Genomic DNA, 21,593 nt, shown 5'->3' with positions numbered 1-21,593 from the left:
GCGCCGCACGCGACGGTCCCGAGGTGCCAGATTGGCTTGCTGGGCCGTCGTCATGCGTCTTTGCGAGGGTCGGCGGCCAGTATGCCGCCGAGGTCTGATTCATCCGGTCTTGCGGTGCGTTCCGCGCGCGCAAGACCCGTATTTTGCCTTGTCGCGCGCCCGAAGCGGGCAAAGCCGGCAATTCTAGCGGTCAATGGGGGGAGATTGGCGGGCGGTGGAGGGCGCCTGGCGGGTTGGCCAGACGGCTCATTTCACGCGGCGTGCGGCCCGAATTCGGATACCACCTGGTCGATGAACGCGCGCAGCTTTGGGGTCACGCGGCTCGCCGGAAACACCAGATGCATGGGGCGTACGGGCGCTTGATAGCCGTTAAGCAGGCGCACCAGCCGGCCCGCAGCGATCTCGTCTTTCACCGCCTCTTCGGGCGCGAGTATCACGCCGCCGCCATTGAGGGCGGCGGCCAGCAGCGCTTTCACGTCGTTGGCCTGAAAGCGGCCTGAGATCGGCACCACGTGTTCGCCTTGTGCATCGGCGAAACGCCATTCGGTAGGAACCGGCACGCTTGTATAGACGAAGCTTAGACACTCGTGCTCCGCCAGCGCTTGCGGTGTGGGCGGCTCGCCGCGCTCGGCCAGGTAGCCAGGCGACGCGCAGGCGATCAGCCGGTACGGCATCAACGGCCGCGCGATCAACGAGGAATCCGACAGCGGGCCGAGACGGATCGCGGCTTCATACCCTTCGTCGATCAGATCGACGAAGCGGTCGGTCAGCGTCAATTCGACCCGCACCTCGGGATGAGCCTTCAGATAGCGCGTGATCATCGGCGCGAGACAGCAGGTGCCGAAGGTAACCGGCGCGTTGATGCGCAGACGCCCGCGCGGCGAGGCCGACAGCTCCTGCGCGACCGATTCGGCCGCCTCGGCATCCGCCAGCAGCGCCTTGCAGCGTTCGTAGAAAATCTGGCCGATCTCTGTGAGGCTCTGGCGCCGTGTGGTGCGGTTGAGCAACCGCGCGCCGACGCGTTCCTCCAGCGTGCTGACATGCTTGCCGGCCATCTGCGAGGAGATGCCGAAGGCGAGCGCGGCTGCGGCGAACGAGCCGCTGTCGGCCGTTTTCACGAACACGGCCATGCTGGTCAAACGGTCCATTATTCCCCACTCCTGGTTTCGACAGTCGTCAGATTACGCATATTTATCTTAAAGGAGTTTTGAATAATAGTGTTTCTCACCGCAGGGCATGCGCTCAACGGGGCGATCCTCAGATAGATACGGAGTGTGAAACATGAAGATAGGCATTCTTGGCGCCGGCTTTATCGGCCGTGCGATGGCGACACTCGCGAAGAACGGTGGTCACGAAGTTATGATCAGCAATTCCCGTGATCCGCGGACCTTGACCAGCACGGCCTCAGCGATCCACTGCGCGCTCGGCACGGCAGAAGAGGCGGCGAAGTTCGGCGACGTGGTGGTGGTGGCCGTGCCGTTCATGAACATTGATGCGCTGCCGGTTGCGGCGCTCGACGGGAAGATCGTGATCGACACGGGCAACTACTATCCCGACCGCGATGGCCACATCGAGGCGCTCGACAGTCGCTCGACGACCACCAGTCAGATGCTCGCCGCCGCGTTGCCGGGCGCCCGGGTGGTCAAGGCCTTCAACGCGATTCTGGCGAAGGACCTGGAAACAGACGGCAAGCCGGCCGGCACCCCGAATCGCCGGGCGCTGCCGTTCGCCGGCGACGACCAGCAGGCCAAACATGTCGTGAGCGGGCTGCTCGATCAGTTCGGCTTCGATCCAGTCGACGCCGGGACGCTGGCCGACAGTTGGCGCTTTGAGCGTGCGAAACCGGTGTACTGCATTGCGCTGGATCGCACGGGCATCGTCGAAGGATTGGCCGCGGCGAAGCGGGACGTCGAATTGCCGCATGGGTCGTGGCGGCGCTGAGCGGGGTGCGGCTGCGATTGCGTGAGGACGCAATCGCGGCAAGCCTGTGCCGAGCAAACTGGTGGCGCCCAAACAGCAACGGAATGAGGCCGCAGCGACGTGTTCCCAAAATTAATTCGATGTGCGACTTTGCCTGTCATGGAACCCCGTAACGTACTGTTCAAATCTCATCACCATCACGGTCGCATGCTGTTGCGCCGTGGTTCGTTACGTCCATAGCAGGGAATCAGGACTTGTCGCCCGGTGCCGGCCGCGAGCAGGGTCGTGGCCGGTCTTGGGGGCGCCCAGCTACGGAGCGCGCGACGCCCCATCATCGCCTCGCGCAAGCCCGCTCTATCAAACAGAAAAATCAGTCGATGCCGACAACGCCTTCCACGTTTCGGTTTCCTGCGTAACGTAGGCGTTCTTCTCAGCGATGGCCTTCAACGTGTCGGTGCCAAGCGCCAACCGCAGCGGCGGCGTTTGTGCGTCGGCCAGTTCGACCATGGCTGCCGCAAGCTTCTCCGGGTTGCCCGGCTGGTTGTGGTTCAGGCTGGTAGCGAGCCGGCGAACATTTCCCGACGTCTCGTCATAGTCGGCGATCACGTTGCGGGCAACAACGAGCGATGACGCATCCAGGAAGTCCGTACGGAAATATCCAGGCTCCACGACCGTTGCGTGAATACCGAGCGGCTTCAGTTCGGCGTGCAACGCCTCGGTCAAGCCTTCGACAGCGAACTTGGTCGAACAATAGGCGCCGAACCCGGCGACGGACCGATAGCCGCCGATCGACGACATATTGATGACGTGGCCGGCCTGTTGCGCGCGCATCACCGGCAGAACGGCGCGTGTGATATTCAGCAAGCCGAATACGTTCGTGTCGTACATGCGACGCACGTCGGCATCGCTGGACTCCTCGATCGCGCCAAGCAAACCGAAGCCTGCGTTGTTGACCAGAACGTCGATACGGCCGAATCGTTCCACTGCGGCTTGAACCGCGGCCTTCGCCTGGGCTTCGTTTGTCACGTCCAGTGCCACGGGGAGGAGTGCCGGCGATTGCCCTAAACGCTCGGCGATCGCCGCGGCATTGCGGCCGGTGGCAACGACCGCATTGCCGTCAGCGAGAGCCGCCTGAGCGATCAGGGCGCCGAGGCCGCGCGACGCGCCGGTGATGAACCAGACGCGCTTGAAGCCATTGTTTGTGTGGTTGACCATGATGTTTCTCCTACGATTCGAGTGAAAGTGAACGAATCATAGGGGGAGGGATTGGCACAAACTAGCCACCACCCGGTAGACTGATAATCAATTTTTATTTGCTAATCCGAGTGGCCATGAACGAAGTTCGCGCGATCACGATATTCGTCCGGGCTGCGGCGCTGGGAAGCCTGCGCAAGGCAGCCGTGGATCAGGGCATCTCGCCGCAGGCCGCGAGCCACGCGGTGATGCAGCTCGAAAAGGAGCTGGGGGTTCGGCTTTTCCATCGAACCACACGCAAGCTGAGCCTGACTGAGGAGGGGCAGGGTCTTCTGGACAGCGTGAGACCGGCGTTGGCCGTCCTGTCATCGGCCCTCGACGATGCGCGGCGATCGAAAGACGAGATTGCGGGGCCGTTGCGGGTAAGCGCGCCCAAAGCCGTCGGCCACACTGTGCTGTGGCCATATTTTCTGGAATTCGCCGAATTGCACCCGAATGTGCAACTGGATGTGCAGTTCGACGACCACTTCACCGACCTCGTCAGCGATCGCGCCGACGTAGGCTTTCGTGGCGGTTCTCCGCCGTCGGGCGGTACGATCGCGCGACAACTCTTACCGATTCAACTGATCGTCTGCGCATCGCCTGCCTATATCGAACGGCATGGCGCGCCGCGGACCATTGACGAGCTCGAAGAGCACCGTTGCACCGGCTATCGGAGGGCGAATACCGGCAAGCAGGCACCGTGGGAGTTCCTGATCGGTGACGAGATCGTCTATCGCGACGTTGCGACGACCTTGTGCGTCAATGACACGGAAGCGGAGGCCCAGGCCGTGCTGGCTGGACTCGCAATCGGGCAACTCGGGAGTTTCTCGGCGGCCTTGCCTATCAGGCGTGGCCAGCTCGTTCCGCTGCTCGTGAAGCATGTCACCCAGCGTGAAGCCGTCTACATTTACTATCGCCATCGAACCGAGCAGCCGCTGCGAGTGAGGACGTTCATCGATTTCATGATTGCGCGCCTCGCGGGAAACAGGGATTTCTTTCTGGAATCAGCCGAGCTTCGTGCCGCACGTTGAACGCGTTCTGTGCAATGCGTCCTCAGACGCCTGAACGTTTCAGAACGCTCAAGCCTCTGGCAACGTGGATTTGCCGCTCCGTTTGCGCGGCTTGGGCTCGACACCCACACGCGGATCGCGCGCGAGCACGAGCGCCGTCATTTTTTCCGCGGTGGTTTCAAAGGCGGGATCGTCCTGCGGTACGTAAAGCCATTTTCCGAGCACCGGATGCGGCCGCAACGCGGGCACTTCTTCAATGAGCGCGGCATGGCGTTCATGCGATGTGCACACCAGCAAGCCATTCCACGGCTTCTCGCGATCGGCGGCAATCAGGCACAACAGGCCGTCGATATAGGCGGCGTCGCTGCCGAACATCCGCTTGCGAATATAGGTTGAATCGCGCTCGAATGCATCGAAAATCCAGACGAGCGAGTTGCGGATGGAGGAGGGCATTGACGCGAAGTCCGTGGCGATAAAAGCGAAGATGAGCTTACACAAATTCGGTGGTCCTGGCACCTGGCGAGTCCCATCTTTAAATCGACTTAACCTCTCCACCGTCCATTCTCAACGTCGAGCCCGTCATCCAGTGCGCCGCGGGTGACACGATGAACGCCATCAGTTCGGCAATCTCCTCGGGCGTGCCATACCGGGCGATCCCCGCTTCAAGAGGAAAGCGCGCCGTCGCTTCTTCGACCGTCATGTTGTGCAGCGGCGCCCAATGCTCCAGATAGGATTGCCGCCGACCGGTCATCACCGGCCCGGGCAGCACGCTGTTGACCTGCACGCCATCTGCAATCCCGCGGTCCGAGAAGGCTTTCGCCACCGCTACGATCGCGGCGTTGATCGTGCCCACGGCCGCGTACGCGGCCTTGGGAAACTGCGCCGAGTTGCCCGACATCAGCACCACCGATCCTGACGATTTCTTTAACGACGGCCATGCCGCGATCGTCAGCCGCCGCGCGCCGTGCAGCTTCAACGCGAAGCCACGGTCCCATTGATCGTCGCTCATGTCGAATACATCGATCTGCGGCACCGCGCCCGCGATGTTGAGCAAGGCATCGATCTGCCCGAACGTCGACAGGGTCTGGTCGATGACTTGCTGTGCGGCCTCCGGGTGAGACAGATCGAGGTCGATTGCAAGCGGTTCGGCGCCGGCCTTTTTTACTTCGTCAGCGGTCTGCGTGAGGTTCTCGCGATTGCGCGCAACGAGCACGACCGACGCAAAATCTCGCGCCAACCTGATGGCCGTTGAACGGCCGATCCCCTGGCTCGCACCCGTCACGATGGCTACCTTGCTGGACATGTCCTTCCTCCTTGACGCGTGGATGGGCCGCCTGAACCTCGATTCAATAGACAGCCACCACGCGGTGATTGTCGATCAGCGAACCAGAAATCCCGAGATAGCCGCGGCGACTTCTGCCGCATGCGTTTCTAGCGCGAAGTGGCCGGTGTCGAGAAAACGCACCTCGGCGCTCGGTATGTCGCGCCTGAATGCCTCGGCGCCCGCGGGCAGGAAAAACGGATCGTTCTTTCCCCACACGGCGAGCAAAGGGGGCTGGTGGCTGCGGAAGTACTGCTGGAATGCCGGGTACAACGCGACATTGTTTCGGTAATCCCCGAACAGATCGAGCTGGATCTCGTCGGCACCTGGCCGGCTCAGATAGAACGCGTCAAGCGAGTAGCCGTCGGGTGATACGGAAGCGCTGTCCTGTACACCATGCGTGTACTGCCACACGGTCGTCTCGTGCGTCAGCATGACGCGAAGCGCCTCGCGATTGGCGTCTGAAGGGTCCTGCCAGTAAGCGCGAATCGGATTCCAGCCATCGCTCAAGCCTTCCTCGTACGCGTTACCGTTCTGCGAGATGATCGCCGCGATCCGTTCGGGGTGCCGCAGCGCAAGGCGAAAGCCGGTCGGCGCGCCGTAGTCGAATACGTATAGGGCAAAGCGGTCGAAACCGATTTGCTCGGTGAAGCGTTCGATCACGTCGGCGATATTGTCGAACGTGTACGTAAAAGTGTCCCGGCCCGGCATATCCGATTTGCCAAAGCCTGGCAGGTCGGGCGCGACGATATGGAAGCGCTCGGCAAGCAGAGGGATCAGGTCGCGGAACATGTGGCTCGAACTCGGAAAGCCGTGAAGGAGTAAAAGTTTCGGCGCGTCCGAACGACCCGCTTCGCGATAGAACACCTTGACGCCGTTGACGTCAGCGTAACGATTGGCAATGGAGGACATGGATTGACTCCCGATGAGGTAGGAAATAGCAGGCAACGAGCGCCTGTTTGCATGACAGGTTTCAGGCGTCGCGGACAAAACTAACGAGCCGCGACGGCCTGGACCGCTTCAACGATGACGTTGGTGACGACGTCAGGCGCCGTAACGATCGGCGTGTGATCGACCTCGTGTGAATGCACGCGCGCGTTCATGCGCTGTGCCATGAAATGTTGCGTGTCGGGATTGATCATCCGGTCCTGCTCCGCGGTCAGAAACCAGCTCGGCCGGTCCATCCAGAGCGGGCGCCCGACCGCCTCGCCAATGCACGACACTGAAATAGGGCGCTGAATCGCGCTGAGCACCGTCAGTTCCTGCGCGCTCGCATGCTGTGCGAACGCCGCCGCGAAGGCCTCCTCGGGCAGCCATATCAGGCCATGCCGATCCGGCGACAGCGTGGGTGCCAGCGGGTGCGTTTCGCCGCGGTAGAACACGTCGCTCACAGCTTCTCCTTCGGCAGGCGCAAGCGCGGCGACGTAGACCAGCGCCTTCACGTTCCCGGCGCGCGTCGATCCGATCACCGCGCCGGCGTACGCATGCCCCGCGACAACCACCGGGCCGTCAATGCGTTCCAGCGTTCTGTTGAGAGCGGCCACGTCTTCATGCAAACCGGTGAGCGGCAACGGCGCCGCAACGGCATGAATGCCGTATGCCTTCAGGCGCTCCACGACCTTGCTCCAGCTTGAACCATCTGCCCACGCGCCGTGCACAAGCACCGCGCTCACGTTGCCAATAGACATTTCTCGCTCCTTTGAAGGATTGGGCGCTGCGTGCGATGTATGCACATCGCGTGGTGACCTGCGACATGTAACCCGATAAAACCGTTAATACAGGTTACAAACTGACGATGTAACTTGTCAAGTGCATTTTTAGTGGTTACGATGCAATCATCGTCAATTCATATTCGTCATGAGAAATGGACTACCGTCAGATGCCCGCGATAGTGCTGGCCGATGCGCCCGGCCTCGATTTTCTGAATTCGGTCGCTACACCGGTGGATGAAGAAGTCGACTGGATCAGTGACGGAGAAGGCCTGCTTGCCTGGTTAGACCAGACAGGGCTGGCACCGCGTGCGGTCCTCGACGCCATGCGGGTTCGTTCGTCGGCGGCCGAACTCGACGAGGTGGCGGCACGCGCGCGTGAACTGCGCGAGTGGTTCAGGGGATTTGTCCGGAAGAGGAAGGGGCGGCCGCTGGCCGCCAAAGACTTGCGTGAGCTCGAACCCTTGAATCAACTGCTCGAGCGGGACCAGCAGCATGGCGAAATCGTGACGAACGCTTCGGGCGGTGTGACGAGCTTTGAGCTTCGCGCGAATCGGCGCTGGCAGTCGCCGGAGTCGCTATTGATGCCGATCGCCGAGGCGCTGGCGAGGCTCGTGTGTGAAGAAGACTTCACTTACGTGAAAGCGTGTGAAGGCCTCAGGTGCACCTTGATGTTTGTGGATCACACGCGTGGTCACGCACGCCGGTGGTGCAGCATGGCGATGTGCGGTAACCGCGCGAAGGTCGCGGCTCATCGCCAGCGGCTCAGGGAGCAGGGGAGTTGAAGCCTTTCGCCCCCAACCCGCTAGCTCGCCAGCAACGCCCAGTCGAATAATTCTCGCTTGGTGCGAACGCTGAGCTTCGTGAAAGCCCGCTTCACGTAGGACTCGGCGGTGGAGAGTTTGACGTCCAGATGGGCCGCTGCATCGGGAATCGTCCGCCCGTTGAGCAGCAGCTTACAGATCTCATACTCGCGACGGGAGAGTTGCACATTCTGTCTGGACAGGCGCTCATCGAATCCCGCGTGCGGCGTGCCGCTGACAGGGACCGCGGTTGTCCTGCGGGCGGCTGTGGTTCGAGCGTGGAGTTCGAACAGCGGGAAAAGCAGATCCGCCATTTGACGGAAATAGAACAGCTCGTTCGTCGTGAATTCGGACTGCTGTTTGTTCCGTGCGAGCGCGAACGCGTACTGGATATTTGCCGTGCCGTGCACCAGTACGCATTCCTGGGTTATCTCGGGTTCGTCGAACATGGTCCTGCGAAACTCGCTATCCGCAATCCCGCTCACATTCCGCTGCACGAGGATCGTTCCTGCTTTGCCGCGAACCGGTTGGAATAGCGGATCGATCTGGCAGTAGCTCCGATAGTAGATGTCCATCAGGCTGCAAAGCTCCGCGTACTGCATCCCGCCGCTGCCCAGCCATTCAACCTGATAGCCGGAGCCGCTACGCGTGTCGGAGCGCCACCGTTCCAGGTGAACCGCATCCACGGCAATGCTCTCGTTCACGAATGCGGCGACTGTGTTGACAAACTCGGAAAAAATAAATCCATGTTGAGACCGCAAATGACCACGTTAATGGCGAAAAAGTTGAGAGCGATGTGCGCGGCGCTGGCGCTCGGTGGCGTAGCGAGCCTGGGCATACCGTCGGCGCATGCGGAAGACCAGGTCGTCAATGTTTATAACTGGGGTAATTCGATCGGAAAGGACACGGTCGCCAACTTCGAGAAGGCAACCGGGATCAAGGTCGTCTACCAGGAGTTCGATTCGAACGAGACGTTGCAGGCAAAGCTGCTGTCGGGCTCGTCGGGATACGACGTGGTGGTGCCCTCGGATATCTTCTGGGCGCGTCAGCTCCAGGCCGGCATTTTCCAGAAAATCGATGCCGGCAAGGTGGCGAATTTTTCGAAACTGGACCCGCAAATCCTCAAGCTTCTCGCGGCCGACGATCCGGGCAATCGCTATGGTGTGCCGTGGTCCTGGGGAACCGACGGACTCGGCATCAACGTGGAGAAGGTCAAGGCCGCGCTCGGCAACGACGCGCCGCTCAACAGCTGGTCGCTGCTTTTCGATCCGCATAACGCGCAAAAACTGAAAAGCTGCGGTATTTCGATGATCGATTCGCCCGTCGACGCGTTCGGCATCGCGCTTCTCTATCTGAAGAAGGATCCAAACAGCAACAATCCGGCCGACTATCAGCAGGCGTACGAATTGCTCAAGACCATCAGGCCTTACATCACACAGTTCAATTCGAACAGCTATATCAACGACCTCGCGGGCGGGGATATCTGCCTCGCGTTCGGTTGGTCGGGTGACGTGAACTCTGCGCGTCTGGCGGCTGAAGGTGCCCACAAGCCTTATCACGTCAAGTACGTGATTCCCGACGGCGGCACTGCGATCTGGTTCGACATGATGGCGATTCCCAAGGACGCCCCGCACCCGGAAGCGGCGCTGAAGTGGATCAACTTCGTCCTGTCCGAAAAGGAAAGCGCCAATCTGACCAACGACACGTCGTATCCGTCCGCGGTCCCTTCGTCGCAGCACCTGGTCAATCCCAACGTGCTTGCCGATCCCGCAGTTTTCCCGCCGCCCGAGGTGTACCGCCGGCTGATCGTGGGCAAGCCCATGCCAGCGGAACTTCAGCGCCTTCAGAACCGGCTCTGGGCCAAGTTGAAAACGGACTGACGCCCGGCTGACGCCCGCCTGTTTTGCATGTTCCGAGATCCCGCCTGCCGAGGCGGGCTGGGTAAGCTCGTCCCTATCAATCAATACTATGAAACGCAAGAATATTGCCGCGCTGTGTTTGCTGGCATTCGAGGCCGCAGCGGCGTTTGCTCAGGACCCGCAGAAGTCCACGCCGGACGCGAATCGGCTTCAGGCTTTGCGAGCGCAGGTCAACGCGCTGCAGGCTCAGGTCGACGCGCTGCGTGCGAGTGTCGCCTCCTCGGCGACACCGTCGGCAACAGCGCCATCGGCCGCCGTCTCGGGCGGCCAGGCGGCTGGCCCCGATGCACCTGCCGCGCTGTCCAATGACGACGTGACCCGGATGCGTGAGCAGATCGCCAGTGCTTCGCTCAAGGTCGACTCACTCGAAGAAGCCGCAACCACCGGACCACTTGCCGGCCTCAGCATCACCGGCTATATCGACCCCGTTTATCTGTACAACCGGGCGCAGCATTCGTCGAGCTTCATGTTCCTGAATCACGATCCGGGCGTCTACGACTACTACAACAGCACGATCGGCGACATTTATCTCGACATCAAAAAGACCTTCGGCGTCGGTCCGCTGGCGCCCGCGGCGGAGATCGTCATCCAGCCCAATCGCGGCTTTGGTGCGCAACTCAGCAATGAACACGGTGTGATTGGCGGCAACATTGTGACGCAGGCCAATGTGACCGTCCCGTTCAGTTCGACCCAAACGTTCGAGGTCGGCCTGATGACGAGTCTTGCCGGCTACGAAGTCCAGCCATCGAACCAGATGCTCGCGCTCACGCACGGCCTGCTGTATGACTTCAGCGAGCCGGGCAATATGGTCGGCATCGGGTTGAAGGGCTCGGATGCGACTGCCACCCGTTTCTGGCAGGTGATGCTCGGCAATGAACAGTTGCGGACCTCGGGGGCGATCGTCAACGCCGCGAACAACACGACAAAGAGCAACTGGACGCCCACGTTGACGGCCCGCTTCGATAACGCCACATCGACGGCACTGGATGTCGGCGTCTCCGGCACAATCGGGTGGCAGTCGCTCTTTTCGCCCTGTTCGGAGGCGGGCGGCTATGGCTATCAGTGCAATGCCTCGTCGCCGTTCGGCATGGTGCGTTATCTGGAAACCGACCTGACCTATACGAAAGACAAATTGCAACTGAACGCCCAGCTCGACTATGGCGAATTGCAGAAGGGCGCCTGGAACGGCGGCACGGCGCGGTGGTATGGCCTGTCCTTACTCGGGCATCAGAAATGGACGTCCGCATGGCTTGGGCACATGGGCGCGACCCTGCGCTTCGATTATCTGAACGATACGGCCAATGGGGGCGGGGGCAGCAACATTCTCTATGGGCTTGCGGGCGGCAATCCTGCTGTCAACGGCACGAGCGGCTTCGGGGTCGATCCAGGCTGCCTGCAGCAATCGGCGAGTCATGGAAGCGAGTGCAAGGGCGCGGCTCGCTATGACATCACCGCCGATATGCTGTTCTATCCGACGGCCCAGATCATCGTGAAACTGGAATACCGCCATGACGCCGCGAGTCATCCGGTGTTTCGGGCCAGCGACGGGAGCTATTCGCGCAGCAACGACATAGCCGCGCTGCAATTTGTCTATACGTTCAAGCCGTGGCGCATTCGCGCCTGGCCGGGAAACCGATTAGCAAGGAGTCCTCGCATTGAAAATATATTCCTTCGTCACCGATACCCCCAATCCGCAGCGGCGTGGACAACAGATAGGAGAACGATGGGCCGAGGAAATCAGGCACACTGTGTCGCTTTATCTCGACTTTTTTCCTCGCGTCGGGATCGCCTCTCAACAGGTCCGCGCGCTGGGTGAAGCCGCATTGTGCGCGCTGCAAGCCTGGTCTCCCGATCTGGCGAGCGAAGTAGTGGCGATGGCGGCAGGCGCGCGGCTTCCCGTCTGGCAGCTTGCGAGTCTCAATGCGCGCACCGAGATTCTCGCGACAATGCCGTATTCTACCGAAGGAGAGTGCTCGACCGCCGTCTATGCGCCCTCCGGTGCGCGCGAACCGTTAACACCGTTAACGATTCAAACCTGGGACTGGCACGACAGTCTGGCGCCGCACGGCCTGATGCTGCAGTTGACAGCCCGAAGCGGTCATATCGTCAAGCTGTTTACGGAGTTCGGGATGCTGGGGAAGATCGGTGTGAATAGCGCCGGACTGGGACTCCACTTCAACATTCTTCATCATGAAGCCGATCATGCGGCAGCGGGTGTTCCCGTCCACGCGATTGCCCGCCGTTTGCTGGAGGAGGCCACGAGTGTGGACGAGGCAGTCGCGCTTGCTCGGTCGGCGCGCGTCAGCGCGTCCACGGTCCTGACAGTTGTTTCATGCAGGGATGCGGATCCGCGAGCGGCGAGTATCGAGCTCAGCCCGGCGCGTACCGCTGTGGTCGTGCCGCGAGTAGACGGCTGGCTTTTGCATACCAACCATTTTCTCGATCGGGAACTTAGCAAGGGCGAATGCATGGAGGAGAGTTCGACGACGCGCCTTCGCCTCGAGCACCTGCAGCAGGTTGCCCCTCGCATGGTCTGCGACGACTTGCGGGAACGGGCGGCCGCCATGTGCGGCCAGCGGGGAGACGCCGCGCCCATCTGTTTTTACCCGGATCTGACGCAACCGGATACGGAGCGCTGGGAAACCTTGCTCACCGTAGGCATCGACACTAAAAATACGATCCTCGAGTATGCGGCTGGCAATCCGGATGCGCTTGCCCGAAACGGGTTTATGCGTTTTTAGCGGCTCTCGCAACACGAAACACACGTCACGAAACACACGTCTGCGCCACGAGGGCCTCTTCATGACGAGATCGCCTCCCGGGCGAGCGCAAAATCATAGTGCAGCAGCGAGGTCCCGGCATCGACTGCGTGGCCGGCGGGCGTCGTACCCGGCTGCTGCGCAACGAGCGGCTTGACGAGCGAGTCCTTGACGCCGAACACCACGTCCGAGTCGAGGTACGGGTCGCCGTCCAGAAACACATGCGTTATCAGTTTTTCGTAGCCCGGTGCGCTGATCATGAAGTGCACGTGCGCGGGGCGATAGGGATGGCGGCCTTGTGCTTCAAGCATCTTGCCGACCGGGCCGTCGTGCGGAATGGGATAGAACTTCGGCACGATGGAGCGGAACCAGAAGCGGCCTTCCGCATCCGTGCGCAAGCGGGCGCGTCCTGTCAAACTTTTCAGACCGGCTTCGGCCTGGACATCGTAGAACCCTTCTGCATCGGAATGCCAGGTGTCGACGATCGCGCCGGCCAGCGGCTTGCCGTCGACGTCCGTCACCTTGCCCTCGCAGAAAAGAGCAGGCCCCGGGCGTGTGTCGATGAGATCGCCCAGGGCGTATTCGGGCGGGTTCTCGACGTAGAACGGGCCGAGCACCGTCGTTTCGGTCGCGTGCTTCGCAAGCCGGTGATTGATCGCATCCACCAGCATTGAAACGCCCAGGGCGTCCGAAAGGAGGATGAATTCCTGCCGCGTGTCGGAGCACATTTTTCCGACACCGGTCAGGAAGCCAATGGCCTCGCCCCATTCCTCCTGAGTGGGCTCCACGTCCCGCACGAAGTCATGCAGGTGCCTGACAAGCGACTCGCTGATTTGCCGGGCGCGCGGCGACGTGCATTCTGCGAGTCGATCAATGACCGCAGTGGTGATGTTGTTTTCATCGAAGTTGCGCATTCGCTTGCTCCGTTCTGGTTCACGCCGGCGAGTCAGCCGGGAACTCCAGTATGGCTCCCGCGTCAACCTGAGCGCTGCGCGGTCAAACCCTGACTCGGGCATCTCGCATGCCGGGATCGATTGCGGCAGAATAAAATCGACTCGACTCGACTCGATTAATTCAATTTATTCCATCCGCATACTATGGCGGAAAGGCCGCGCAAGTTTGCACTGTTCATGCAAAGACCCCGGTACTATACGGTTCAGCGGGAATCGGCCCGGGAGCCAGCGTGAGAGAAGCCGGCGTGTAAGCCGGCGCGAGGCGCGCCACATATTCCACGTAATAGACATGAACAATTTTATTCGCCCCCCTGTTTTCTATCCGGCATCGGTCGTTTTCGTGGACGACAGCGACAGCTACCTTGATGCATTGCGTCGATTCTTTCCGGATATTTCAACCAATCTGTTTTTCACGCGGCCGCAAACCGCGCTCGCTTTTATTCGCAAGCACGCCCGCGAGAATTCGCTGGCGTTTGCGCCGGCGTCTGCCGGTCTGAGCGAGACCGGCCTTGAGCGGTTGGTCGAAACCTCGGCGGCGCGAGACGTGCTGGCCCGGGATTCACGATTCGCGGAGGTGGCCGCGGTTGTCGTCGATTACGACATGCCCGGACTGAGCGGCGTCGAATTCCTTTCGTCCATATCCAGTTTGCGTTGCGCAAAGGTACTCCTGACCGGCGTCGCGGATGAGACCGTCGCGGTCAAGGCCTTCAATGCCGGAATCGTCGATCTGTATCTGAGAAAGACGGATGCCGATTCAGCCAACCGATTGGTCCACTTTCTGAAAGACGCCAGGAACAGGCATTGTTCGGAGGCAGGCTGGCTGGGCCTGGGCGAAAATGGCATGATCTATTGCGATCCGCGAACCATCAAGGTGATCGACGCGGTGGTTGCCGCTGAAGGCATCGTCGAGTACTACTGGCGTCCGGAGCAGAATGCGATTCTGATGTTCGACCGCGCGGGCAACCCGAGTGTTTTCCTTGCGTGGGCTGAGAACGACTGGATCTCGCAGGCGGAGATCGTGGCGGATGAGAGTGGGCCGGCCGATCTGCTGAGGCGGATGGCGGTGCGCGAGTCGATGCCTGTTTTCTGGCCACACCTGGCGTTTCGTCCCGGTGCGGACTTCAAAACGGTAACGCCGCAAACCGTCCCTGGCTGGGACGACGCGTTCTATTGCTGGACCCGGATAGATTCGAGCGACGTGGGTTTGAGCACGCTGACATTTTCGCAATGGCGCAGTGACCGGAATCAGCAAGCCCGCACATGAGGAACTGGCCTGTTCGCATACTCCGCTATCGCTCCCCTATAAACACGCCGGAATAGAACCACGTTTCCTGACACCTTGAGCCACATGTACGCCATTCCGACTGCCTTTGTGTCTGCGTTGTTCGTGGTGTTCGGCCTTTACGTACTCGTCACACAAGGGGTGACGCGCCTGTCCGCGCCATTCCTTTTGATGTGCACGGCGACATTTGCCTGGCAGGGCACGTGGACCTTGCTGTTCCAGACGGAAGACCCCCACATTGCGAGCGTGCTGGTTCGGGTCGGTTATCTCTTCATTCTCTTCCTGCCCACCACGTTCTATCACTTCGTCACGGAGGTGGCGGCAAAGCGCCGCGAGCAGCCGATATTGCTCGCGTCTTACGGTATGTGCCTTGTTCTCGCCGTGCTGCTGCCCGGCAACGAAGTGGTCGCCGGCTACCGGCACTACTTCTTTGGCTACTATCCGAGCGCAGGGCTGCTGCATCCATTGCACGTATTGCAAACCGTCTTGCTCGCCGGCCGCAGCGGACAGCTTCTGCTCATGGCCCGCAAGCAGGCCGGCGGCGAAGCGCGCAGGCGCCTCGATCTCTGCTTTGCGAGCCTTTGCCTGTATTCGCTCGCGGCAGTCGACTACGCGGTCAACTACGGCTATGCGTTCTATCCGCCGGGGGTGCTGTTCATCGCCCTTAGCCTGGGGCTGCTTGCGATCACGATCGTCCGTTATCACCTGATTCATCCCTATGCGATCGCGGCGACCATCGCGCATGAAATCGCGACGCCGCTCGCGACGATCGCCATGCACGCCGACGAAATCGCCAGCGTGTGGTCTCACGTGTTCAAAGGTTACCGGCTGGCCGTCACACATGGGCTTTACGACGATCAGGAGATGCATACCGGGCAGTCCGAGCGCATCAGTCAGCTTGCCACGGCGATCAGAAGGGAGGTTGCGGGCACCAGTGCGATGGTCGAAATGGCGCTCGCATCGTTCACGCTGGACCGGCTCGACCGTACCCGCTTTAGCCCGCATTCCATCCAGCAATGCGTGGCGTCGGCGCTGGAGCGCTATCCGTTCCGTGGCGACGAACGTGCGCGTGTGACGGTGGCGCCAATCGACGCAACGCTATGCTTCTCGGGCTCCGACACGCTGGCGGTTTTCGTGCTGTTCAATCTGCTGAAAAACGCGTTGCACGCTATTCACGTGAGCGGCGAGGGCGAGATCGTCATTAGTGCGGTTCAGGAGCACGGCTTTTGCGTATTGCGATTCCGCGATACGGGGCCGGGCATCGCGCCCGACGTGATGCCGCATATTTTCGACGCCTTCTTCTCGACCAAGCGGCACGGAAGCGGCGCGGGAATGGGGCTCGCATTCTGCCGCCGCGCTGCGGAGCTTCTGGGCGGCAGTATCGAATGCAGTTCGTTGCGCGGTGCGCACACGACCTTCACTGTGCGTTTGCCGGTACCGGGGTCGCCCGCGGATCGCGCACTGAGGGAGGCGCCAGCGCGGTCCTTGCGCCGGCGTCATGAGTGAAAGTTAAGGGTGAAAGTTAAGGGTGAACCTTAACGATAAAACCCAGCGATAAAACCCAGCGATAAGACTTTATGGCGGAAGTCAGCCGCTGAGATCACGCGGCTAGTGCCGTCAACGGCAGTTCATACTCCTTGACCCGCCCGACGATGCCTTCCGGGAACCGCCTGATCTTCCGGTCCCGTCCGGCGTACAGGATCTGCTGGTAGCCCTGCGAAACCTGGCGCCCATCCACGCAGAAGCGAAACAGCAGGTAGGCCGAGCACTGCTTGACCTGCACCGTGTTCAGATAGCAATCCACGCGCTGGAAAGGGAAAGTTTCGTGGACGTACTCCTGGTGCGCTCGCTTGGTCACGAACATGCCGTCCGATCCCAGCAGGTCGTTGTGTATGCACTCATGGAACCACCGTTCGCGGCAAACACCTTGCCACTCGAAGTAGCGTGAGAAATACGTGTTCATGAAGGCGTTCGAGTCCTTTAGATAAATGTCGAACGTATGCTGGAAGGTCTTTAGCGAGGACGGCGTAATCGGGTCTTCCGAAAGAAGGGCGGATCCTCGGGTCAGGGCGGTAGGGATTGCGTCACGCATCAACATACGATTTTCCTTTTGCAGGAACGGCTGCTTGCGGCAACCACGCATGCCTCCCTGAACGGCAGGCACATCCCATTCTGTTGGGGATGTGGGCTATATGGCTATTGGCAGACAAACATGCGGCGTCGAAATGTTGAACTTCGTGTGGGTTGGGGTGAAAACCCGGTTAGTCTTTAGACCAGCACGACACACTTCCCAAGCGCCTCGTTGCGCTCCATCAGTTCGTGCGCGAGCGGAACTTCAGAAAAGCCAAATACGTGCGCTGGTTTGCCGTGATAGACACCGCTTGCCTCGAAATCCACGATCTGCTGCATGGGCACGTCTGATAGTGGAAAGTCGGGGTTGCCGAAGTTGAAGCTCCCGAAAAAGCTCAAATGAACGTCACTGGGCATCTGGTTGAGCGGATCGAAGTTTGCTAGCGGCGCGAGTCCGCCCAGAAATCCGGCCAGGCACACGCGACCTCCACGGCGGGTGGCGCGCATTGAGTCGAGAACGGTGCTGTTTCCGGTCAGCTCGAGTACTGCGTCGGCCTTGCCCCCCGGCCAGCCCGGCGCCGCGCATAACTCATCCGCCGCCGTCACGACATGTGCGGCCCCACGCGAACGCAGCAAGGCTTCTCCCTCTGGCCGACGCGTGCTCGCAATCACCTCTGCGCCAAGTTGGCAGGCGATATCGATGGCGGCCAGTCCGAGGCTCGACGTCCCGCCGCGCACGACGAGCGTCTGCCCGGCCTGTACAGCCAGGTTTCTGTGAAGGCACGTCCACGCGACCGCATAAGCCTCCGGCAGGGCGGCGAGATGTTCCCAGTCGAGGTCGCTCTCGACGGCCACGACATTGGTTGCGGGTACGGCGACGTATTCCGCATAACTGCCGTCGATCGTTCGACCCATTCCGCCCATCAGCGCCACGACCTTCTGACCTTCGCGCAGGGTACCGGTGGCATCGGACACCACCGACCCAGCACATTCAATGCCGCTCACTTCCGCCACCTCTCCCCACGACCCGCGGCGCATGTAGAGCTCGGCGCGGTTCAGGCCAAATGCCCGAACGCGAATCAGCACACAACCTGGTTTTACTGCCGGCAGTGGTCTCTCGGCGATGCCGAGCACCTCAGGACCACCAAACTGCTTTCTCACGATTGCCTTCATGTCGATCTCCTCAATAGGAGACTGAATGGTAGGATCGAGATTCGTCGAGATAAATTACTATGTTTCGACAAAGACTGAAGTCTGTTTCTACAATGAACGCACCTACGCTATTGCAGTTGCAGTGCTTTGAGGCTCTGGTTGTCGAAGGCAGCTTTGCCGCGGCCGCGGTTCGCCTGAACCGGACACACCCAACAGTCCATGCCGCCGTGAGAGCGCTTGAAGCTCAAGTGGGAATGATCCTGCTCGACCGGGCCGGGTACCGTGTGTCGCTCACGTCGGAAGGCGCGGCGTATCACGCGCGGGTCGCGCAGTTTCTTCATCAATATGAAAATCTCCAGCGCGAAGCCGCCCAGCTCGCGGCCGGACAGGAGGCGGAGTTACGCGTCGTGGTGGGTGATCTGTGTCCGTTGCCGGAAACACTGGGTACGCTTAGACGGTTCTTTGACGCGAGTCGCGGCACGCGCCTTACGCTGCTATTCGAGGCGATTAGCGGCCCTTGGGAGCGGCTGAAAAACGGCGAGTGTGACCTGATCTTCCATCACCTCGACAAACCGTCGCCTGCCATTGAAACCGTCGAACTTTTCGAGGTAAAGCTCGTGCCGGTTGCCGCGCCAGGATTTCTCAAGCAGTCCCCCGATAAATCGATCGCGCCCGATGACTTGAGGCCTTACGTTCAGTGCGTTATTCGTGACACGAGCAGGCAGCCTTCGGACGCCAATTACTATCTGATCGAGGGCGCGCCAACCTGTACCGTGCCCGATCAGTTGATGAAGCGCGAGCTGATCGTGCAAGGGCTCGCGTGGGGCCACATGCCCCTTCATCTGGTCGCCGGCGACCTCGAGGAACATCGTCTGGTATCGCTGGAGGGGCGGCATCTGCAAGGCGCTACCCTTAAGCACTATGCGGCGCGGCTTCGGGACGCCGCACACGGACCCGTGGCGCAGCGTCTCTGGATTCAGTTGCTGGAACAGGGCACAAGCTGAATGCGTGTTTGCTGTCGCGGTGCAGAGGCGGTAGAGGTGGCAGAGGCGGCAACCATGTGTCACCGGCACCCTGATCGCTTAGAGCGGGAGCTCGGCAACAGCCGGCTTTTCGGTGGTCGGCAACTCGAAACAGAATGCCGTGCCCGTTCCCGCGCGCTCGAGCAGACGGATCTGGCTGTGATGCAATTGCAGCATGCGCTGCACGATCAGCAGTCCGAGTCCGCCGCCGCGATGCGCGCCGCCTGAATTGAACGGACGTTCGAACAGTCCTTCGCGCTGCTCGGCTGGAATGCCAGGACCGGTGTCGCTGACGGTGACCGATACCTTGCCGTCCTTGTGCGCGAGATCGACGTCGATCGATCCTCCGGCGGGTGTGTGGCGGATCGCGTTGTCGAACAGGTTCGTCAAGACACGCTCGATCATCCCGAGATCGGCGCAGACGGCCGGCAGGCGAGGGGGGAAGCCGGCGCGCAACTGGATCTGCCGCGCCTCGGCCGGCAACTCGAATTTCTGAAAGACGTCCTGGACCAGATCGACCAGCGAGAAGGGTTCGAGCGCGGGTTGCACGTTGCCGTGTTCGAGCCGGGCCAGTTCGAATAGCGCCTGCGCGAGCCGTCCGACCTTGACGCTCTGTGCAAGCGCGATCGCCAGATAGCGTTTGCGCTCCGTTTCGCCTAGCGTGTCGGCTTTCAGCGACAGCGTTTCGAGGTAGCCGTGCAGCGAGGTCAAGGGCGTGCGCAGGTCGTGCGAAATATTGGCGATCAGCTCGCGCCGCTGCTGATCCTGACGCGTCAGCGCGCGCCATTGGGTACCGATGCGGTTGGCCATCTGCGCGAACGCCGCTTCGAGCACGGCGATTTCGTCGCCTCGTCCGGCGGGCGACGAGCGTGGCACTGCCGGTTGACTGGCAGGTTCGCCATCGGCATCGAAGCGGCGCATCGCCTCAGTCAGGCGGCGTAGCGGCCGTGTGATCAGGCCGAATGCCGTCAAACCGGCGAGCAATCCCAGCAGCGCGACCAGCGCCATCGACCAGAGCGTAGTTCGCAGCACCGAACTGGCGGCCACGCGCGCAGCGAGCGCATCGTGTTCCTCGCCGAGCAGAACCACGTAGATATAGCCCGACGGCGGTTGCCCGCTCAATTGCAGCGGCGCGGCGCTGAACACTTTCTTCCCGTCGACGCTGCGTGGGTCGTCGCCGAGAATCGGCAACGCCTCTCCGGCGATGAATTGCCTGAGCGGCGCGAGATCCACCTGCGCGCGCTTGACGTGGCCCGTGGGCGCGTCGTCGCCCTTGATACGCCCCTGGTTGTCGAGCAGGTATACCTCGACACTCGGGTTCACCATCATCAACTGCCCGAACAGTTGGCGTACCGCGTCGGGCCGCAAACCGTTCGCGTCCATCAGCGTGGTGCGGTGCGCGATATGTTCGGCGAGATCCTTCGAGAGGCTCTGCACGACTTCCTTTTCGTGCAGATCGCTCGAACGGATCTGCAGCCACGCCGAAGCGCCGCAGCACGCCAGCAGCAGCGCGGAGAAGACGAGCGAGAGCCGCTGGGTCAGCGTCAGGTTCACGATGCGTCCTGATTCTGACGTGTTCCGGTTTCGCCTGGCGTGCCTGGAGCGGCAGGCACTGCGAGCTTGTAGCCGCGTCCCCAGACGGTCAGGATGCGCTCGGGCTGGGCGGGATCGGTTTCGATCTTCATCCGTAGCCGGTTGATGTGGGTGTTGACGGTATGTTCGTAGCCCTCGTGCTGATAGCCCCACACGGCATTGAGCAGGTCCATCCGCGAGAACACTTTGCCGGGATGCTGTGCGAAGTAATAGAGCAGGTCGAATTCACGCGGCGTCAGCTCAATGGGTTTGCCGTCGACCGTCGCCTCGCGTGGTAGCGGATCGATCGTCAGCCAGGCGATCTCCAGACTGCCCGCGTCGATGCGCGAGTCTTTCGCCATGGCTTCGACGCGCCGCAGCAAAGCTTTGACGCGCGCCACCAGTTCGAGCAGCGAGAACGGCTTGGCGAGATAGTCGTCGGCGCCGAGTTCGAGGCCGAGGATCCGGTGCACTTCGCTCGAACGCGCGCTGGTGATGATGATCGGCGTATAGCGCGTCATCGCGCGGGCGCGCCGGCAGATTTCCAGTCCGTCGACGCCGGGCAGCATCAGGTCGAGGATAAGCACGTCCCAGCCGCCTTGCTCCAGCAGGCGCAGCCCTTCATTGCCGTCGGCGCTGTGCACGACCTCGTAGCGCTCGTCGCGCAGGTGCAGGCTCAGCACGTTGGCGATGTCGACGTCGTCTTCAACGATCAGGATGCGCTTGGGTTGGTCCATGGAGGGCTTTGGCCAGAGAGTCTGGGCGTGGTTCAGAACAATGGAAAGAAGGGCGCCCGCAAAAAGCGGGCCGTTGCGCCATTGTGCAAAATTTCCGGGCGGCGAGTTATCACATTTAATTTAACTTT

General features: G+C 61.1%; 21 protein-coding genes. 9 read left to right on the top strand and 12 right to left on the bottom strand.

Annotated features, from left to right (window positions below; all coding sequences use genetic code 11):
- Positions 1 to 251: 251 nt before the first annotated feature.
- Entirely contained in the window at positions 252 to 1,148 is an 897-nt protein-coding gene (locus tag KHO23_RS15835) for a LysR family transcriptional regulator (RefSeq protein WP_211612149.1), read from the bottom strand.
- A 133-nt stretch (positions 1,149 to 1,281) separates the two neighbouring features.
- Between KHO23_RS15835 and KHO23_RS15830 the strand changes: the two genes are divergently transcribed.
- On the top strand, positions 1,282 to 1,941 hold the full coding sequence (locus KHO23_RS15830; protein ID WP_211612148.1) for an NADPH-dependent F420 reductase: 660 nt from the start codon (positions 1,282 to 1,284) through the stop codon (positions 1,939 to 1,941).
- 336 nt (positions 1,942 to 2,277) lie between these two features.
- Here the strand turns inward: KHO23_RS15830 and KHO23_RS15825 are convergent, their stop codons facing one another.
- On the bottom strand, positions 2,278 to 3,135 hold the full coding sequence (locus KHO23_RS15825; RefSeq protein WP_211612147.1) for an oxidoreductase: 858 nt from the start codon (positions 3,133 to 3,135) through the stop codon (positions 2,278 to 2,280).
- A 116-nt stretch (positions 3,136 to 3,251) separates the two neighbouring features.
- Here KHO23_RS15825 and KHO23_RS15820 point away from each other — a divergent pair, with 116 nt between their 5' ends.
- Positions 3,252 to 4,187, top strand: a complete 936-nt coding sequence (locus KHO23_RS15820) for a LysR family transcriptional regulator (RefSeq protein WP_211612146.1) — start codon at positions 3,252 to 3,254, stop codon at positions 4,185 to 4,187.
- Positions 4,188 to 4,235: 48 nt separating this feature from the next.
- On the opposite strand, the gene KHO23_RS15815 is transcribed toward KHO23_RS15820, so the two are convergent.
- The 4 genes from KHO23_RS15815 to KHO23_RS15800 all read right to left on the bottom strand — a co-directional run bounded on the left by KHO23_RS15815 (position 4,236) and on the right by KHO23_RS15800 (position 7,175).
- Entirely contained in the window at positions 4,236 to 4,619 is a 384-nt protein-coding gene (locus KHO23_RS15815; RefSeq protein WP_211612145.1) for a hypothetical protein, read from the bottom strand.
- 79 nt (positions 4,620 to 4,698) lie between these two features.
- On the bottom strand, positions 4,699 to 5,469 hold the full coding sequence (locus KHO23_RS15810) for an SDR family oxidoreductase (RefSeq protein ID WP_211612144.1): 771 nt from the start codon (positions 5,467 to 5,469) through the stop codon (positions 4,699 to 4,701).
- Between the two features lie 75 nt (positions 5,470 to 5,544).
- Positions 5,545 to 6,399 (bottom strand): alpha/beta fold hydrolase, encoded by an 855-nt coding sequence (locus KHO23_RS15805; protein WP_211612143.1) that lies wholly within the window; start codon positions 6,397 to 6,399, stop codon positions 5,545 to 5,547.
- An 80-nt stretch (positions 6,400 to 6,479) separates the two neighbouring features.
- The gene (locus KHO23_RS15800) at positions 6,480 to 7,175 is read right to left on the bottom strand and encodes an alpha/beta fold hydrolase (protein WP_211612142.1); all 696 of its coding nucleotides are present in this window, start codon (positions 7,173 to 7,175) and stop codon (positions 6,480 to 6,482) included.
- A 176-nt stretch (positions 7,176 to 7,351) separates the two neighbouring features.
- Here KHO23_RS15800 and KHO23_RS15795 point away from each other — a divergent pair, with 176 nt between their 5' ends.
- Positions 7,352 to 7,981 carry a CGNR zinc finger domain-containing protein gene (locus tag KHO23_RS15795; RefSeq protein ID WP_211612141.1) on the top strand — a complete coding sequence of 210 codons (630 nt, stop codon included), beginning with the start codon at positions 7,352 to 7,354 and terminating at the stop codon, positions 7,979 to 7,981.
- A 20-nt stretch (positions 7,982 to 8,001) separates the two neighbouring features.
- Here the strand turns inward: KHO23_RS15795 and KHO23_RS15790 are convergent, their stop codons facing one another.
- Positions 8,002 to 8,703: a helix-turn-helix transcriptional regulator gene (locus KHO23_RS15790; protein WP_236066869.1), complete on the bottom strand. Its 702-nt coding sequence runs from the start codon at positions 8,701 to 8,703 to the stop codon at positions 8,002 to 8,004.
- A 57-nt stretch (positions 8,704 to 8,760) separates the two neighbouring features.
- Between KHO23_RS15790 and KHO23_RS15785 the strand changes: the two genes are divergently transcribed.
- The 3 genes from KHO23_RS15785 to KHO23_RS15775 all read left to right on the top strand — a co-directional run bounded on the left by KHO23_RS15785 (position 8,761) and on the right by KHO23_RS15775 (position 12,659).
- Positions 8,761 to 9,879 (top strand): polyamine ABC transporter substrate-binding protein, encoded by a 1,119-nt coding sequence (locus KHO23_RS15785; RefSeq protein WP_211612139.1) that lies wholly within the window; start codon positions 8,761 to 8,763, stop codon positions 9,877 to 9,879.
- 88 nt (positions 9,880 to 9,967) lie between these two features.
- Positions 9,968 to 11,734: a DUF3138 family protein gene (locus KHO23_RS15780; RefSeq protein WP_236066868.1), complete on the top strand. Its 1,767-nt coding sequence runs from the start codon at positions 9,968 to 9,970 to the stop codon at positions 11,732 to 11,734.
- Positions 11,667 to 12,659, top strand: coding sequence for a C45 family autoproteolytic acyltransferase/hydolase (locus KHO23_RS15775; protein WP_236066867.1), 993 nt, complete (start codon positions 11,667 to 11,669; stop codon positions 12,657 to 12,659). The genes KHO23_RS15780 and KHO23_RS15775 overlap by 68 nt, the downstream gene beginning before the upstream one ends.
- A gap of 59 nt (positions 12,660 to 12,718) precedes the next feature.
- Here KHO23_RS15775 and KHO23_RS15770 read toward each other — a convergent pair whose 3' ends face one another.
- Positions 12,719 to 13,591, bottom strand: coding sequence for an intradiol ring-cleavage dioxygenase (locus tag KHO23_RS15770; RefSeq protein WP_211612137.1), 873 nt, complete (start codon positions 13,589 to 13,591; stop codon positions 12,719 to 12,721).
- A gap of 328 nt (positions 13,592 to 13,919) precedes the next feature.
- On the opposite strand from KHO23_RS15770, the gene KHO23_RS15765 reads away from it, so the two are divergent.
- Positions 13,920 to 14,894, top strand: coding sequence for a response regulator (locus KHO23_RS15765; RefSeq protein ID WP_211612217.1), 975 nt, complete (start codon positions 13,920 to 13,922; stop codon positions 14,892 to 14,894).
- A gap of 84 nt (positions 14,895 to 14,978) precedes the next feature.
- A complete protein-coding gene (locus KHO23_RS35560) occupies positions 14,979 to 16,418 on the top strand; it encodes a sensor histidine kinase (protein ID WP_211612136.1) in 1,440 nt (479 codons plus the stop codon).
- A 94-nt stretch (positions 16,419 to 16,512) separates the two neighbouring features.
- Here KHO23_RS35560 and KHO23_RS15755 read toward each other — a convergent pair whose 3' ends face one another.
- Together KHO23_RS15755 and KHO23_RS15750 are read right to left on the bottom strand one after the other, a co-directional pair.
- On the bottom strand, positions 16,513 to 17,010 hold the full coding sequence (locus tag KHO23_RS15755; protein WP_120292058.1) for an acyl-CoA thioesterase: 498 nt from the start codon (positions 17,008 to 17,010) through the stop codon (positions 16,513 to 16,515).
- Positions 17,011 to 17,180: 170 nt separating this feature from the next.
- The gene (locus KHO23_RS15750) at positions 17,181 to 18,155 is read right to left on the bottom strand and encodes a zinc-binding dehydrogenase (protein WP_211612135.1); all 975 of its coding nucleotides are present in this window, start codon (positions 18,153 to 18,155) and stop codon (positions 17,181 to 17,183) included.
- Between the two features lie 92 nt (positions 18,156 to 18,247).
- Between KHO23_RS15750 and KHO23_RS15745 the strand changes: the two genes are divergently transcribed.
- On the top strand, positions 18,248 to 19,138 hold the full coding sequence (locus KHO23_RS15745; RefSeq protein ID WP_211612134.1) for a LysR family transcriptional regulator: 891 nt from the start codon (positions 18,248 to 18,250) through the stop codon (positions 19,136 to 19,138).
- A 78-nt stretch (positions 19,139 to 19,216) separates the two neighbouring features.
- On the opposite strand, the gene KHO23_RS15740 is transcribed toward KHO23_RS15745, so the two are convergent.
- A complete protein-coding gene (locus tag KHO23_RS15740) occupies positions 19,217 to 20,710 on the bottom strand; it encodes a sensor histidine kinase (RefSeq protein ID WP_211612133.1) in 1,494 nt (497 codons plus the stop codon).
- Positions 20,707 to 21,465 carry a response regulator transcription factor gene (locus KHO23_RS15735; RefSeq protein ID WP_211612132.1) on the bottom strand — a complete coding sequence of 253 codons (759 nt, stop codon included), beginning with the start codon at positions 21,463 to 21,465 and terminating at the stop codon, positions 20,707 to 20,709. Before KHO23_RS15735 ends, KHO23_RS15740 begins: the two co-directional genes overlap by 4 nt.
- Positions 21,466 to 21,593 lie beyond the last annotated feature (128 nt).

Origin of the sequence: Paraburkholderia haematera, assembly GCF_905220975.1 — a bacterium.
GTDB classification, from domain to species: Bacteria; Pseudomonadota; Gammaproteobacteria; order Burkholderiales; family Burkholderiaceae; genus Paraburkholderia; species Paraburkholderia haematera.
Note: the sequence above shows the minus strand (reverse complement) of the source record. Positions and strands in the feature narration are given on the sequence as shown.